Source organism: Enterobacter sp. AN-K1, assembly GCF_020971765.1.
GTDB lineage: Bacteria > Pseudomonadota > Gammaproteobacteria > Enterobacterales > Enterobacteriaceae > Enterobacter > Enterobacter hormaechei_C.
Map to the genome: position 1 here is coordinate 164094 of NZ_CP087390.1, position 15596 is coordinate 179689.

A 15596-nucleotide genomic window follows, 5' to 3' on the forward strand; every position below is an offset into this window, starting at 1 on the left:
TCCCATTGGAGCTTTGGCTCAGGAAGAGCTTGCCAGGCTTTTTGGTATTGCTCTAAAGCCTCGACGTATTTTTTATCATCGTGAAACTCGTTTCCTTGTCCAATAGTATATTATTATAGATATTATCATACTTAAGCTCTTGCCCTTTTAAATAAAAAACCTTGCCTAAGAAACCGCCAGAAATACCATAATATATGGTTAAATTTTTATTTAAAATTATAAAGTTATTACATTGCAATCAATCATTTTATAGCAAATATTTTTTAGTATTAATGACTCTATGACATTCCAATCACCACCACCGAGGCCAGCTCCTATCCTTGGCATTTGTACAGAAAGGCGATTCACTAAAGCAAAGTCAGATAATTTTTCAAGACAAACTTCCAGAGAGTCATAACAAACGTATTGTTTTTTGTCGTTGATATTTTTCTTTATACCATCCTGCGCATACATATTAGCAATAAATATCTTCTCCTGAGCATCAACCATAACAAAATCAACCATCCCTAATTCTGGGAAGTTATTTTCTTTGAAGCTACTAAGATAGCTTTTTTTTGCCGCAGGATATTTATTTGAAAGGGACAGAACAAAACCTTTACCCCACTTCCCTTTATTATTCACAATATGAGCAATAACTGTGGATTTTTTCAAAGGTTCCACAGCATCTCCAAACAAGTATTTTATTCGCTTTTTTTCTTGCAATGAACTCGTTGATGTTTGCCAGAAAACTTCAAATTCCTCATTCGAAATTTCTTCGGCGTCACTTAAGTCCAGGTCGCTTTTCTTACCATCATACAGCAGGAAGCCAACTTTTTCATTTTTATCTAGCAAAGAGGAAGAAGCATAATAATTACCATCTATAATATTTATTTGTCGCGTGGCTACCTCTCCTATGAACTCATTGAGAATAGTCCCTTCACCTGCAATAAAATCAACACTTCCTTTATAATATTTTTTCACCTCAACCACAACTCCTCCCACTTTTAACAATTCTTTTAGAGACATCAAGATCTTTTGTGTTTAAGATCAAAAATGTATTTTTCCGGGGTTCAATTACATCTAAGCCAGTAACATCTATTTCGACAAAATGGCTTATACCTTTTAATTTCCTCGCATCACCATATATATCAGCTGCTAATTGACCCAGAGACATTTTTCCAGTTCCTCCAACATCTTTGAGTGTTCGTCCGCCAATCATTTCAGGTCTGATATTAGTGAAGTATTGTCCATCCCCGAAACGGGCGTGTATATCTCCTGATGAAGGTCTTATTACACCACTTTCCGTGATACCTTTCATCCCTTCTTCAGTCGTGTAGTGAATTAATGTTTTAGGAGTCAACCCCCACGGATCCAGCCACCCCAGCGCATTCGGCGCATACTGGTAAAGGTTAATCCCTCCCGCCAGCCCTATCGGGTCCTGCTGCGTAAATCGTCCGCAGTCCGGGTCATAATACCGGAACAGATTGTAGTGCAGCCCTGTCTCACGGTCCAGGTATTGCCCCTGCATACGCAGGTTCTGGGAATATCCTGATACCTGCGTCTCGCTTTCCCGCAGCAGTTTGCCCCAGGCGCTGTTCACGCCTTCCCAGCGCACCTGCCCTTCGATATCCGTCATCCGCTCCGGCGTGCCGTTGGGCTGGCAGTGGAACCAGAAGATTTCCGGGGCATCAACGCCGTCAATACGCGCCAGCGGATCGTAGCTGTCCTGATCGCTGTAGACGTAGGTCAGCGGCACATCCCCGTGCACCTCCTGCAACAGCCGGAACCCTTCCCAGACAAACCGGGTGGTGACTGGCTTACCGGTTGGCTGCCCAAACAGCATCTGGCGGCGCGTTTTGCTGATGCGTCGCCCGAGCGGATCGTAGCGGAAGCTGACCTGCGTCTGCGGCCTGTTGCGGTCCCGCGGCTGGCTGATGACCTCCGTCAGGCGGTGCTCGCCGTCGTAGCGGTAGTGCCAGCGGGTCTGGCCGTTATCCTTCTCCACGGTGCGACCATGGATGTCATAGCGCCAGCGAATGCCATTCAGCTGCGTCAGGCGGTTGTGCGTGACCTTCTCAGCCGAGCCTTCGAGCGGGTTACCGGCTGCATCCCAGCGCCACTGCTCCTGGCCGGGCAGCGTGCCGTCCTGAACCAGCAACCGGCCTGCGCTGTCGTACTGCCAGCGGTACCAGCTGAACGGGTTATCGTCACGCTCTTCGCGGACCAGGTTATTGCGATAGTCGTAATCCCAGCGGCGGGACCAGCGGCGCGGCGACGGGCGCTGGGCATTGCCGGTAAAGACGTCCCGGCGATGCAGTCGGCCAAGGCGGTCGTATTCGCTGCGGGTGGTCAGCAGCCCCTGCGTACGGCTGGTTTCACGGTGGAGTTCGTCGCGGGTAAAGTCGGAGACCGACAGCTTATCAAGGGCAATGCTGAGCAGATGCCCGCTACCGTAGTAGAACTGTTTCAGCTCCCGGCCATCAGGCAGCGTGACGGAAGTGCGGTTGCCCAGCGCATCATACTCCCACGCCAGCTCTCCGTGTTCGCCCGTTTCGCGCGTGACGCGCCCGAGCGCGTCATACTCAAACACAAGCTCCTGCTCGGCCTCGGCGCTCCAGGCATCTTCTGAAAGCGCGGGATGCAGCCCAATCCGGCTCAGAAGGCCGGACGGGGTGTAGTGGTAGCGCGTCTGCCCCTCCGGCGTGGTGCGGGCGACCAGCTGGCCGCTCGCGCTCCAGGCGAAGGCATGGGTAATGGCCTCCGGATGTCCGGCGGCAAAGGTGCGCGCTATCGTACGCCCGCAGGCATCGTAGCGATACTGCGAGGCCACGCCATCCAGCCCCACCTCTTCCAGCAGCAGCGAGTCTGCGCCCCAGCGGAACTGGTACGCTTCGCCGTTTTCGTTTTCCAGGGCAATCAGACGCCCGCGGCTGTCCCAGCGGCGGCGCACCTCTTCACCCTGCGTATTGCGGGTGGCGGTTAAGCGCCCTGCCTCGTCGTATCTGAACTCGCTCTCTTTCCCGTCGGCGCCCGCATGTTTCACCGGCAGACCACGTTCGTTCCATTTGAGCGACTCGGTCCAGCCTTCTGGTCGGTCGAGCTGCACCGGACGCCCCGCGGCGTCGTAGCGGTAACGCGTCTCTTCGCCGTCGGCGCTTATCTCAGCCACCAGCCAGCCCAGCGGATGATAACGGTATTGTGTCACACGGCCCGAACAGTCCGTCGCACGCACCATCTGCCCGGCCTCGTTGTACTCCTGGTAACGGCTGTTCCCGGCGGCATCGACTTCTTCCACAACCTGACCAAACTCGTCCCGACGCAGCAGCGAGGTCTGCCCCATCGGATCCACCACGCGTTTCAGCCCGTGATGTTCGTCATACAGGAACCGGGTGGCGCTACCGTCGGCTTCGATGATGGACGCCGGAAGCGCACGGTGCTCCAGCCAGGTGGTGGTGCGGGTATTGCCGTCGGCGTCAATCTCCTGCACCCGGTTGCCCATCTCGTCATAGACGAAGGTAACGGCATTACCCAGCGGATCGATGCGACGCGTGAGGAGTTCGTTGTCATCCCACTCGTAGCGCCAGTTCTCACCGCGCTCGTCAACGTAGCGAACAATCAGGTTTTGCGCGTTCCAGTAATGCTTTCGCGTCTGACCGTCGTAGTGATCGACGGTCGTCAGCCCGGCGGCTAAATCGTAGGTAAAGCGACAGCCGTCGCCGGTGCTGGTGCGATTTTCCACCACGCGCCAGTGGTCGAATTTTTGCCAGCGGTATTCGCTCTCCAGCCCGCCCGGCAGACGGTGCCAGACCATCAGGCCATCATCGTTATAACGGTATTCACGGGTAACCACGCCGGAGGCATCCGTTGCGCTGGCCAGCTGGCCGCGCGCGTCGTACCCCCACTGCATCAGCGGCCATGTCTGGTTGCCGTCAAAATGGCTGGCAGCGGTAACGCGCTGCGGGAAACGTTCATCTTCATAGCGCAGGGTGACGTCGATTGCCCGCGGCTCATCATGGATACCACTCAGCCTGCCGTGTTCATCCCACTCCGTCAGCAACGCGTTGCCGTACTCGTCGCTGAGGGAGGCCAGGCGCAGGATGGAGGGGTTAGCGCGGGTCGGTTTATACAGACGCCACACCGCGCCGTCATCGTCAGCTATCGCCACGTCTCCGCTCTCATTGCGGCGGATGATAATGCCTTCGCTAATGCTGTAAAACGCGCGGTCGACCGGCGGCAGCTCAAAGCTCAGCTCGCGCCCGGTTTCATCGAACCAGGTGGCGTTGTTTTCTTCCAGCGTCAGATAGCTGTCAAAGGTGGTAGCCCAGCCCAGACCAAACAGCCCTTCGCGGGTGGTCAGGCTGTTGTAGCTGCGCTGCCAGCGCAGTGGAAAGCGCCCCGGCAGCGAGAAATCGAGTTCGTCGTCGTCATTCAGTACCTTCACGCCGGTAGCGGCATGAACCGGGTGCGAGGAGCCGAACACGGCGTTGACGGCCATATCAGCCAGCATCCCGCCACCGGCAGCAGCCAGCGCGCAGGGCATGTTTTTCAGGATCTTGCCCGGACGCCCGCGCAGCAGGGAGAGCGCAATCATCCCCAGCGCCAGACCCGGCGTTTTGCCGCTTTTGATATCGCGGACCGTGAGCGTGTCGCCGCCTATGATCACGTTCGGGGAGACGTCGTCGGAAACGGTGCCCTCGCAGGTGGTGCGATCTTTTGCGCGCACCGCAGGCTGTCCGTTGATGAAGACGCTTTTCGAGCCTTCCGCCAGATACTGCGGCCCGGAGTGTTTATCACACGCCACCTTGTCTTCTTCCAGCGGCGAGGTCCCTGCGGCGGCAGAGGCGACGCTGGGCTGCCACATCTCGCTGCCGAACTGTCCGGCAGCGGAGAGCAGCATGCCCGCGTAGTCGGCAAAGCTGCCCGGCGACTGCGGCTCAGGGGACGGGGTATCGGCAGGCGTTAACGTCCCGGCGGCGCGCGCAGCGGGAAGTTTATTTGTCAGAACATTGCTCGAACCGGTGGTGATTTTGCCCGCGGGCGACGGCGGGAAAAGCGCGTTACCCAGCCCTTCAGCGGCGTTGCTGATATCGTCGGTGATCCCGGCGACGTTCGCCAGAACCCCACCAATAATGCCGCTCAACAGACAGCTGGAGCCAATTGCCGCCACGCCTGCTGCTGCTGCCCCGGCTCCCAGCAGTGGGGCCGCGACGGTCGCTGCCGCGCCCACCGCCGCGCCAATCACCGCATAGGCAGCGCCTTCCGCCACAATGCTGGTAATATCAGCAAAAATGCTGGAGTGAATAATCTCGTCGCCCTTACGGGCCGCGTTGTTATCGCTCATGCCTTACACATTCCGGTTGTCGTTTAGCGTCAGACTCTGCTTCAGTGCGCTCCAGCGCGCCTCGTCCTCTTCCGTAAAGGCTTTTAAGGCCGAGAGGGTAAAAATCATCAGTACCGGTTTGCCTGGCGTCTGCACGGCCAGCTGTTTTTGCCACAGGCGCTGGCCGTTACGGTCAAAGGTGGTCTCAACTTCAACCCCATCAATGTTGCCGGCAGACCCGGCTTTTACGTGCTGAAATTCGCTCTGGGCGATCTCACCCATCTGAGGACGCAGCACGTCCCATTGGCGGTGAAACTCTTGTTCGTAGTCGCTGCCATCCGGGATAACGCCGCGGCTGACCACCACGGACAGCCCGCTTTCGTCATCGCGAATGATGTTCATGCTGTTGTCCTGCCAGGCGGCAGGAAAAAGGGTAAAGGAACCTTCCTGGAGGGTGTATTTCATAAGTGAACTCGGGATGATTTATTAGAAAAATAAAATTAAAAGCGCTAAAATTTATACCGCCAATATTAATTACTGCTTAGCGACTCAGAGAAATATGAACATTAGAACGTTAGCACTTTCTTTTTTTCCGCAAAAACTTTAGGGGGAGCGATATTATTGGCCGTTTGATAATTATCTTCTTTCACAGCCCGTAAAGTTGCCTCGCAACTTATTGTTCGTAGCGTGACATAACTACCCTGCCCAGGCATTCCTGATTCAGAACTGGAAAGCTAAATGCCCATGCCAGCCCGCGTTCATCGGTAGGGGTGCGATATCCAACTGATTGTCCCGGCGTGTTTCCGCGAGGGATATTAGACAATTTCAGATCCGGAAAGTGAGATTTGACTTGATCAAGAGTAATACATGGTTGATTAACTACGAAAGAAACCAAAGATACGCTGTTATCACCATTTCCCCATAAACGAACATCCACATTGCTGATCCGTGTGCCATCAGTTAACGTAAAGGGAGCTGAAGTATAACGGTCTTCTTTCTCCTGCGTATTATTAATCAGCGGTTGGTTAAACAGTTTACTGACATCCTCAACTTGTTTACCCCACACTGATTTCATTTCTTTAATCATTTGCCACAACGAATCTTGATTCATTTTATTATGCCCTGCATAGGTAAATATTGAAAATAGTGGAAGAACAATGAGGAATGTAGCTTTAATCATCCTACTTTCCATAGAATCCTCCATAGTAATCATTATAATTTAGATTAGTCCCTGAGGCTATTTCGCCTTTACCATACACTTTTCCTATTGCTTTGGCTGCATCAATGCGAGATAACTCACCACTTACCATTTTATCATAGGCAGAATTATATGCTTTTAGGTTTTCGGCACTTCCCGCTATATCAATATCAATACCGCCGTTTGCAAGGATCTCGCGTTGTATTTTAATGTTATTCAGCGTTGCTCCACCTTCATCCATAAGCTGGCTGTTGATGAAGCTTTCCTTACTCGAAGAATCTACCGCAACAGGATAAGTTGCATGCCCTGCCTCATGTGCCAGAGTTTGCACCGTTGTGGCTGTATCCTCCATGTGTTCAGGGTCCATGACAATCAATTTGTTATTCGTATCAGCGTAACTCCCCCCTCCTGCTGCTCCCGGCTGAATAGCCCACCCTTTATCTTTTAGATCTTTTAATTGTGTCTGAAGCGTTGGTGACTTATTGATTTCCTTAACTACATCTTCACTGAAGGGCATCACATCAGAGTTGTAGGAATTATTTTGATAAACGTAACTCCCTTTTAATGGTGGCGCTGATGCAAATTTTGTTGTTGGTTTTGGTCTGGTTGCTGCTGGCGCTGAAGCTGCGGGAGCCGGATTCTTAGCACTTTTATTCGGAGAAAACTTCTCCTGCACCGCCGCATCAATATCCCCTTTATGCCCCGATCCCGGCGCCGTTGTGCCCGGCTTGGTGCCCGACGTATTCAGGTGCAGCTTGCCGCCCGTGGTGATATAGCCGTCCCCTTCAACGAAGAAGTTGAACTCTTTGCCGATCAGGTTAATTTTGCCGTTAGCGTTAAGCTCAATAGCACTCTCGCCCGAGACCAGCCGCAGCTTCGTCCCGGAAGCAATAACATACTGCTCTACCGCCGCATCCAGCTTGCCTTTACCCGTCAGGATCTCGGTTCCGCCTTTCACGGCCTGGATCTGATTAGCCTCCACGCGATGCAGCTCATTTTTCTTCACGTAATGGCTGCGTGCGCCGCCAACGCTGTGCGTTTCATCATTCTTGACGCTGGTGTCCAGATTCCGCTCGGCCTGGATCCACACCTGTTCCGCGCCCGCCTTGTCCTCAAAGCGCAGGGCGTTGGCATTGTCGACTGAACCGTCTTTCGTGCGGCTCATAAAGCCCATCTGCGTCGCGGCAGCCGGCAGCGCCCACGGCGGCATGCTTGCTTCGTTGTATACGCGGCCGGTGATAATCGGACGGTCCGGGTCGCCGTTGATAAAGTCCACCACCACCTCATCGCCGACGCGCGGGATTTGCACCCCGCCGTAGCCCTGGCCCGCCCAGGCGCTCGACACGCGCACCCAGCAGGAGCTGGTGTCATCGCCCTTCGCCAGGCGGTCCCAGTGGAACTTCACCTTCACGCGGCCATATTTGTCCGTCCAGATACTCTCCCCCTGCGGTCCCACGACTTTCGCCGTCTGCGGGCCGTAGGTGCGCGGCCACGCCGTGCTCTGCGCCGGACGGTAGGACACCGACGCCGGGATAACGGTGAAATCGGTGCGGTGAATGGTTTCCCCCTCACCGCTCGCGTAGCGGTTCTCCTCGAAGTGATAGCCCGCCGCCGTCACCAGATACTCGCCGTTGTCACTGAAGAACGGCGCGTTGGTCAGGGTAAAGATGTGGCCCGGCGCAATGCCCGCCGCCGTGGCCGTCGCCTGAATCTGCTGATGCTCCACCTGCCAGCGCTCCTGACGGATGCGGGCGTAGAACTCCGCATGCCCTGTCTCCACAAAGCGGCCCGGCCAGTCGTACACGTCGATGCTGCCCGGCTTCGGGGACGCCGGGTTCTGCTGCGCCTGGAACAGCCACGCGTTCGGCTTGCGGAAGTCATAGTCGTCGAGGCTGTAAATTCCCGGCGTGACGCTGTCCTCCAGCGCCCACTGGCTGATGCCCTCTTCATCCGTACTGCCGCCGGACGGCGTCTGATGGTAAGGAATGACCTCATAGCCGCTGAACGGCTGGTGCTGTGTCGCGGCGTCGGTCAGTACCAGGGTATGCTTGTCCGCCTCGTGGCTGAAGTAGTACGCAATCCCCTCCAGCTCCATCAGGCGGCTGATAAAGTCCAGGCTCGATTCCTGATACTGCACGCAGTAGTCCCACACCCGGTAGCTGCCGGTAAGTTTGTCTTCGAGGTTAACCTGATGCTCACCCAGCAGGGTTTTGACAATCTGCGGTACCGTCTGGCCCTGGAAGATACGCAGGTTACGGTCGCGCTTCATCGGCCACAGGTCCGGCTCCACCGTCAGCTGGTACACCGCGTAGCGGGTGCCCGTCAGCTCCACGGCGCTCACCGCCACGCGCGTCACCTTGCCGTTGATATAGCGGGAAGTGAGCAGGTTCTGCGTCGGGATGGTCACCGTGACCGGCTGGCCCAGCAGCTTGCTGCGGTCAATGCGCGCGTCCGTACCAAGCAGGGTCAGCGTCAGCGCGAACGACTCGGACATCGCCTCACGGCCGGAGAGTTTCCAGAAGAGCAGCCCCTCAACCGGGAGCTGGACGGTAATTCGGTTGAGCATAATCTTTATTCCGTAATGGTTTATGCTGGGAACGTTTATGAACGTAAAGCTAATTTCGACGAGGTGGTTTTGGATTGATGCAATGCTGGGTTGATTTGTCTGGAGGTACGAACTTTCGTTTTTATAAATCCAAAGAGTGCAGGCTTATGGAAACTCCGGAAAAAACCTTATCTCTGGCTTTCATGAAAGTTGAGCAATCACTTAACCGGCGCAGGTGGCCACACGCCCCCTTTCTGAATAAGTTTCTCTTTTATTTCATTTAACTTCTCGTATTGCTCGCTGCCTCTATCAAGTCCACTCAGCGCGTCCGCAAGCGCATTGCTCATTGACCAGCCATTTTTAGCCTTAACTGACGGGTCCGCTCCACGATCGAGCAGTAACAAGACATGATCGTAAGCCTGGTTATCCAGCGCATCAAACACCAGCGTTTTACCCAGTGAATTGGTTGCATTGACGTCAGCTCCGCTATCGAGCATGGCTTCCAGCGTCTCTGTATTTTTCGCTTTTAGCGACTGGAAGATGATGGGTTCGTGGAAGACCTTATCTTTCACATTGGGCGAAAGGCCACCGTCCAGCATAGCGTTGATCCAGTCTGCGCTATCCCCCTTCAAGGCAAATTCGGCAGGGCTGCTTTTTCCCTGCGGTCGAGGCTGGAGCGGATCTGCGCCGGCCTTAACAAGCAACGTAATCACCTTTAAATGGGGCGATGTTTTTTTATCATTAATCGCGTTGCCGATGGCCCAAAAAAGCAGGGTCATATCCTGCTTTCCCGGTTTATTAAGATCGCTGTCTGGTGCAAGCGTCTTCACCGCGTCGACATCACCTTCTTCAATCGCTTTCGCCAGTTCAAGCTGCTGACCGCTGAAGTAGTCCTGTGGATTAAGGTCCATATCCTGCTTACACCCCTGAATCATGAATAAAAAACATAACGCGACAAAAGCCATCAACCGTTTTTTCACAATCGACTCCCGATTATCGAAATATCCTCGTCCTTCTGTTGCTCTATGCAATCAATCGCCTGATTAATCCCGTGGCGGTCCAGCGCGCTTCCGGTTCCACCGGGAAGATCGTGGGGTATTCCGGCAGCATTAGGGCTCAGCGCAGAGATTTCCTCTTTGAGGATCCACGAAGGGACATGCCCTTTCATCGTTTTCAGATCCTCCCAGGGGTTAACTTCCTGAATCTTCGTCAGCAGCTCACCTTCAACCCGATAAGCCTGGATATTATCCGTACTGCCTAATATCTTGCCGCCGTATTTTTCTACGGTTCCGGCATTCAGGCCGGCGGCGTTGAACGTCCACCCCGCTTTCCCGCTGCCCATAGAGGTTGCAGAGGCGAGGCCACCGCCAAGGGAATGACCGGCAATATCAATATTCTGGCCTGACCTTGCCAGCTCCTTACCGATACTCACGGCCTTTTTATAATAATCTGAAGCCATACCCATGCCCTGTGAGAAGTTATTCGACCAGTCAGCCCCGTTTACCACCGGCGCCAGCTCCCCTTTGGTCAGTAAAGAGGAGACATTCTCAGACAGAGAGGCGAAACCAGGCTCGCGCGATCCCCTGAATACCAGTGTGGGGTTCATATCTGTACCAAACACTTCCGGCTTCGGTTGATAGACGCGCGCCAGAAAATTGGGGGACGTATCATCGTCAAAGAGCATTGATTTGTTCAGCCCGAACTTTCCTAACAGCGCATCGTCATTACTGATATCAGTCCACCCCTCCGGCACGCCCGGTGTGGTTTCCAGCGGGTTCACGGTCTTATAAATATTTTCCGCAAGCTTCGCTTTTTCCACCGCGATATTATTCGCCGCCAGACGCTTCGCGGCGATCTGGGCATCCGGATAAAGGCTATTACTCCCCTTCGCAATCAGATCTTTACGCGCCTGCCAGCGCTCTGCTTTGGTCATCTTCTGAAGCTGCCCGGCATAGGTTTTACCGTCCTTGCCCGGAGTAGGTTCATCCGGCACCTGTGCCGTTTTAGATTTCACCACCTGTTTTGGCAGTACCGTTGGCGCAGGGCGAGATCCGTACGTTCTCACCATGGTTTCGTAGCGGTCGACAATCGTACTCACCGGATACCAGCCCAGGCCGACCAGCGAGGCAGCCTGGAGTTGCCCTTTGGCATTGATGTAAAAAATTTCCGTTACTGATGACCAGTCACGAAAACTTTCGTCAATGGCAACCACTCTGCCCATCTCTAAATCCTGCACGATCAGCGTGCGGGTATCGCGCCCGGACTGATAAGGATTCGCACCGGTGATCGTGCGCAGCAGATCATAGCGCGTGAAGAGCGAGCGCAGCGAATGGTCGGGAACCGACATAATCCACTGTCCGGCAACGGACGGGCGGATTATTTTCGCAAACAGCGCTGGCGAGACGTTCTCGTGGAACAGATAGACAAACTTGATGTTATACATTCGCTCTGTCCTGTTACCCGCAGGCTTACGGATTCACCAGCCAGGTGCCTGGCTTCGCAATATCCAGCGTCTGGGTACGCGTTCTTCCATTGCCTTCCAGTTCAATGCGGGTCTCGCCCGCAGGCAATTTCAGCGATGCGTAACCGTTATTGCCCGGACGCAGCGCTTTAGACTCGCCGTTCACCTTCAGCGTCTCGCCATCAAGCATGCGGATGTAGACCAGCGCGACCGGGCTGGCGTCGACAGGCGGCGCACTCTGCTGCGCCGTAGAAGGTGACGCAACCGGCTCGCTCACGTCTGCGGTTGCCGGTCTGGTTTCCGCCTGGGCGGAGGTCTCAGCCGGAGGGCTCACGGCAGGCGTTTGCGCCGTCTGCGCTGGCGTTTCCTGGCTGCCGCCGCCGAACAGCATCGCACCGGCAACCACCCCAACCAGCACGCCCGCGGCCACCAGCCCCGGAAGCTTGTAACGTCGCCAGTCCAGCGCGGAAGCAGATGTCTCCTCTTCCACCGGCACCAGCATCGTGCCGGTCTTCTTCGCGGTAAGCACCTCGTCGATACCGGCGACGGGCATCTCGATCAGCGCCGCGAACTCCTCAATGGATTGCGGACGGTCTTCCATATGCAGCGCCAGCGCCTTGTCGATGGCCTGTAGCAGCGGGATGGAATAGCCCTGCGGCATCAGCTCCACCAGCGGTTTGCAGGTGTCCTGAATCGAGCGTACCACGCTGACCGGTGGCGGAGAGCCGACGATGAGGGTGCGCAATACGGCGCCGAGCGCGTAGATATCCGTCCACGGCCCCTGCTCGCTTTCATTGTCGTCGGTATACTGCTCGATAGGCGCGAAGCCCGGACGCAGCATGGTTTCCGTCTCATCCGAGAGATTACCGATGGTGCGGCGCGCCGATCCGAAATCGAGCAGCACCGGCAGGCCGTTATCCTGAATCTGAATGTTATCCAGCGAGATGTCGCGGTGCAGATAACCCTCGTCGTGGATCGTTTTGATGGCGCCGAAGAGCATTGGCAGCATGCGGCGGATCCACGCCTCGTTAATCAGCTCCGGTTTCTCTTCGCGCAGACGCGACAGCGTGGTACCGCTGTAAAACAGCGTCCCCATATAGGCCGTGTCGTTTTGCACCCAGAAACGCAGTACGTGCAGCAGGTTCGGGTGGTTAAAGCGCGCCAGCAGGCGGGCTTCCTGGATGAAGCTGTTCAGACCGGCAGAAAACGCTTTGCCGAAGCGCTCGCTGCGCAGCACCAGCGTCATATCCTCGCCGCGCACGGCGAGGGAGGAAGGCATAAATTCTTTGATAGCGATAGTGCGTTCGAGCTGGTGATCCCAGGCGCGATAGACGATGCCGAATCCGCCGCCGCCAATCACCTCTTTTATCTCAAACTCATTGAAACGGTACCCGACCGGGAGCGCGTTTGGGACAGTCCGATTGTTATCATTATCCGTCATCTTTTACAGTTCTCTTGATGATTATTACGCGGCAAACTGACAGTGGAACTCGCCCTGCTCGCAGGTGACATGCAGACGTCGGTACTGCTCGTCGCTGCGGCTGGCGGTAAGTAAAATCTGGCTCATCTGAGGCAGCAACGTATTGGTCAGAATCGCATCCACCATACGCCCGCCCGACTCAACCTCGGTACAGCGCTGAACAATCTGTTCGACCACGCTGTCGTCAAATTCAGAAATAATGTTGTGATTCTCTTCCAGACGACGCTGAATGCGCCTGAGCTGAAGACGCACAATCTGCCCCAGCATCTCGTCGCTCAGCGGGTAATACGGCACCACCAGCAGGCGGCCCAGCAGCGCAGGCGGGAACACCTCCAGCAGCGGCTGGCGCAGGGCGCCGCTTAACGCGTCAGGCTCCGGCATCAGTTCCGGGTCGGCGCACATGGCTGCGATCAGGTCGGTGCCGACGTTAGAGGTCAGAATAATAATGGTGTTACGGAAATCAATGTGACGCCCTTCGCCGTCCTCCATCCAGCCCTTGTCGAAGACCTGGAAGAAGATCTCGTGCACGTCCGGGTGCGCTTTTTCAATTTCATCCAGCAGCACCACGCTGTAGGGACGGCGGCGCACGGCCTCGGTTAAGACGCCGCCTTCACCATAGCCCACATAGCCCGGAGGCGCACCTTTTAACGTCGAAACGGTGTGCGCTTCCTGGAATTCACTCATGTTGATGGTAATAACGTTCTGCTCGCCGCCGTAAAGCGACTCCGCCAGCGCCAGCGCGGTTTCGGTTTTACCCACGCCGGATGGCCCGCAGAGCATGAATACGCCGACCGGTTTGTTCGGATCGTCAAGCTTCGCCCGCGAGGTTTTTACCCGACGGGCAATCAGATCCAGACCGTGACGCTGACCAATAACCCGCTGGTTCAGCGTGTCGGCCAGATTCAGCACCGCGTCGATCTCATTTTTCACCATCCGGCCCAGCGGGATCCCGGTCCAGTCTGAGACCACCGCAGCCACCACGTTCTCATCCACCGCGGCAAACAGCAGCGGTTCGTCACCCTGTAAGGTCTTCAGCGCCTGCTGCTGTTCTGCCAGCTGGCCGCGCAGTTCAGCCGTATCCTCATCACCCGCCGCAAACAGCGCGGCACGCAGAAGGATAATCTCCTGCACCCGCGTGCGCTCTTCTTCCCAGCGACGGGCCAGGGCTTCGCGCTGGGTTTCGAACGCGTCACGTTCGGCGGTTAAGGCCGCCACACGCGCCGGATCGCCCGCCCCCACGCGCGCTTCGCGTTCAGCAATCTCCAGCTCCACGTCCAGGGCCGCCAGGTGACGCAGACAGTCTTCCAACTGGGCAGGCGGCGCGCTCTGGCTGACGGCCACGCGCGCGCAGGCGGTGTCCAGCAGCGCCACCGCTTTATCCGGCAGCTGACGCGCAGGAATATAGCGATGCGACAGTTTCACCGCCGCGCTGACCGCTTCGTCGAGGAGTAAAACCTGATGATGAGTTTCCAGCGGCGACACGGTGCTGCGCAGCATCAGCACGGCTTTGGCTTCGTCCGGCTCGTGAACCTGTACGGTCTGGAAACGGCGGGTCAGCGCCGGATCTTTCTCAATGTATTTTTTGTATTCCGCCCAGGTGGTCGCGCCGATGGTGCGCAGTTGCCCGCGCGCCAGGGCAGGCTTGAGCAGGTTAGCAGCATCGCCGGTGCCCTGTTGACCGCCTGCGCCAATCAGAGTGTGGATCTCATCGATAAACAGAATAATTGGCGTGGCGCTGGACTGCACCTCGTTAATCAGCGCCTGGAGGCGCGCCTCAAATTCCCCTTTCATGCCCGCGCCGGCCTGAAGCATGCCGATATCCAGCAGCCACAGCTGAACGTTTTGCAGCGGCTCCGGCACGTCGCCGTCAGCGATACGCAGCGCCAGCCCTTCCACCACCGCCGTTTTCCCGACGCCGGCTTCCCCGGTCAGCAGGGGGTTGTTCTGGCGACGACGCATCAGAATATCGACCATCTGGCGGATCTCTTCATCGCGCCCCACCACCGGGTCGATTTTCCCTTCCCGGGCGCGCGCCGTCAGATCCTGACCATACTGCGCCAGCGTGCCCTGCGCAGCCGGTACTGCCCCGGCAGGCGCGTCCGCAGCGGCGGCGGCCTGCTGGCTCTCTTTGCTGCTGGCGCAAATGGCGTCGAACTGCTCGATCAGCACCTCGACGTTAAGACGGGTGAACTGCGCCGAAATGCTTTTCAGCACGTTAGCCAGATTCCACGTTTTCAGTATGCCGATCAGCAAATGGCCGCCGCGGATGCGGCTGACGCCAAACTTCAACGAGCCGTAGACCCAGGCGCGCTCGACGGCGCTGTCGATATGCTCGGAAAGATCAGACACGGAACTCGCGCCACGCGGCAGGGCATCCAGCGCCGCCACGATATCGCGTGTCAGCTGCTGTTCATCAAGGGCGAAGTGACGAATAACCTGTTGCAGATCGCCATCCTGCTGCTGCATCAGCTGATGCAGCCAGTGCACCAGCTCAACGTACGGGTTGCCGCGCAGCTTACAGAAGGCAGTCGCGCTTTCCAGAGAGGTAAATAACAGCGTATCCAGTTTGCCGAAAAGCACGGCACGGCTAATTTCTGACATGTTAGTTTCCAT

At 56.1% G+C, this 15596-nt stretch carries 9 protein-coding genes; all 9 read right to left on the reverse strand.

Going from position 1 to position 15596, the window contains the following annotated elements; all coding sequences use genetic code 11:
* Positions 1-216: 216 nt before the first annotated feature.
* The 9 genes from LOC22_RS00800 to tssH all read right to left on the reverse strand — a co-directional run bounded on the left by LOC22_RS00800 (position 217) and on the right by tssH (position 15584).
* Positions 217-1005, reverse strand: a complete 789-nt coding sequence (locus LOC22_RS00800; protein ID WP_052683444.1) for a macro domain-containing protein — start codon at positions 1003-1005, stop codon at positions 217-219.
* Positions 962-5320: an RHS repeat-associated core domain-containing protein gene (locus tag LOC22_RS00805; RefSeq protein WP_230239259.1), complete on the reverse strand. Its 4359-nt coding sequence runs from the start codon at positions 5318-5320 to the stop codon at positions 962-964. The genes LOC22_RS00800 and LOC22_RS00805 overlap by 44 nt, the downstream gene beginning before the upstream one ends.
* A 3-nt stretch (positions 5321-5323) precedes the next feature.
* Positions 5324-5764 (reverse strand): DcrB-related protein, encoded by a 441-nt coding sequence (locus tag LOC22_RS00810; protein ID WP_017384279.1) that lies wholly within the window; start codon positions 5762-5764, stop codon positions 5324-5326.
* A 208-nt stretch (positions 5765-5972) separates the two neighbouring features.
* Positions 5973-6479 carry a hypothetical protein gene (locus LOC22_RS00815; protein WP_223831766.1) on the reverse strand — a complete coding sequence of 169 codons (507 nt, stop codon included), beginning with the start codon at positions 6477-6479 and terminating at the stop codon, positions 5973-5975.
* Between the two features lies 1 nt (position 6480).
* Positions 6481-9063, reverse strand: coding sequence for a type VI secretion system Vgr family protein (locus LOC22_RS00820; RefSeq protein WP_230239260.1), 2583 nt, complete (start codon positions 9061-9063; stop codon positions 6481-6483).
* A 197-nt stretch (positions 9064-9260) separates the two neighbouring features.
* A complete protein-coding gene (locus LOC22_RS00825) occupies positions 9261-10022 on the reverse strand; it encodes an ankyrin repeat domain-containing protein (RefSeq protein ID WP_017384288.1) in 762 nt (253 codons plus the stop codon).
* Positions 10019-11485, reverse strand: coding sequence for a hypothetical protein (locus tag LOC22_RS00830; protein ID WP_047747132.1), 1467 nt, complete (start codon positions 11483-11485; stop codon positions 10019-10021). The genes LOC22_RS00825 and LOC22_RS00830 overlap by 4 nt, the downstream gene beginning before the upstream one ends.
* Before the next feature lie 25 nt (positions 11486-11510).
* On the reverse strand, positions 11511-12944 hold the full coding sequence (locus tag LOC22_RS00835; RefSeq protein WP_017693286.1) for a serine/threonine protein kinase: 1434 nt from the start codon (positions 12942-12944) through the stop codon (positions 11511-11513).
* A 24-nt stretch (positions 12945-12968) separates the two neighbouring features.
* Positions 12969-15584: a type VI secretion system ATPase TssH gene (tssH, locus tag LOC22_RS00840; protein ID WP_045330006.1), complete on the reverse strand. Its 2616-nt coding sequence runs from the start codon at positions 15582-15584 to the stop codon at positions 12969-12971.
* Positions 15585-15596: the final 12 nt, after the last annotated feature.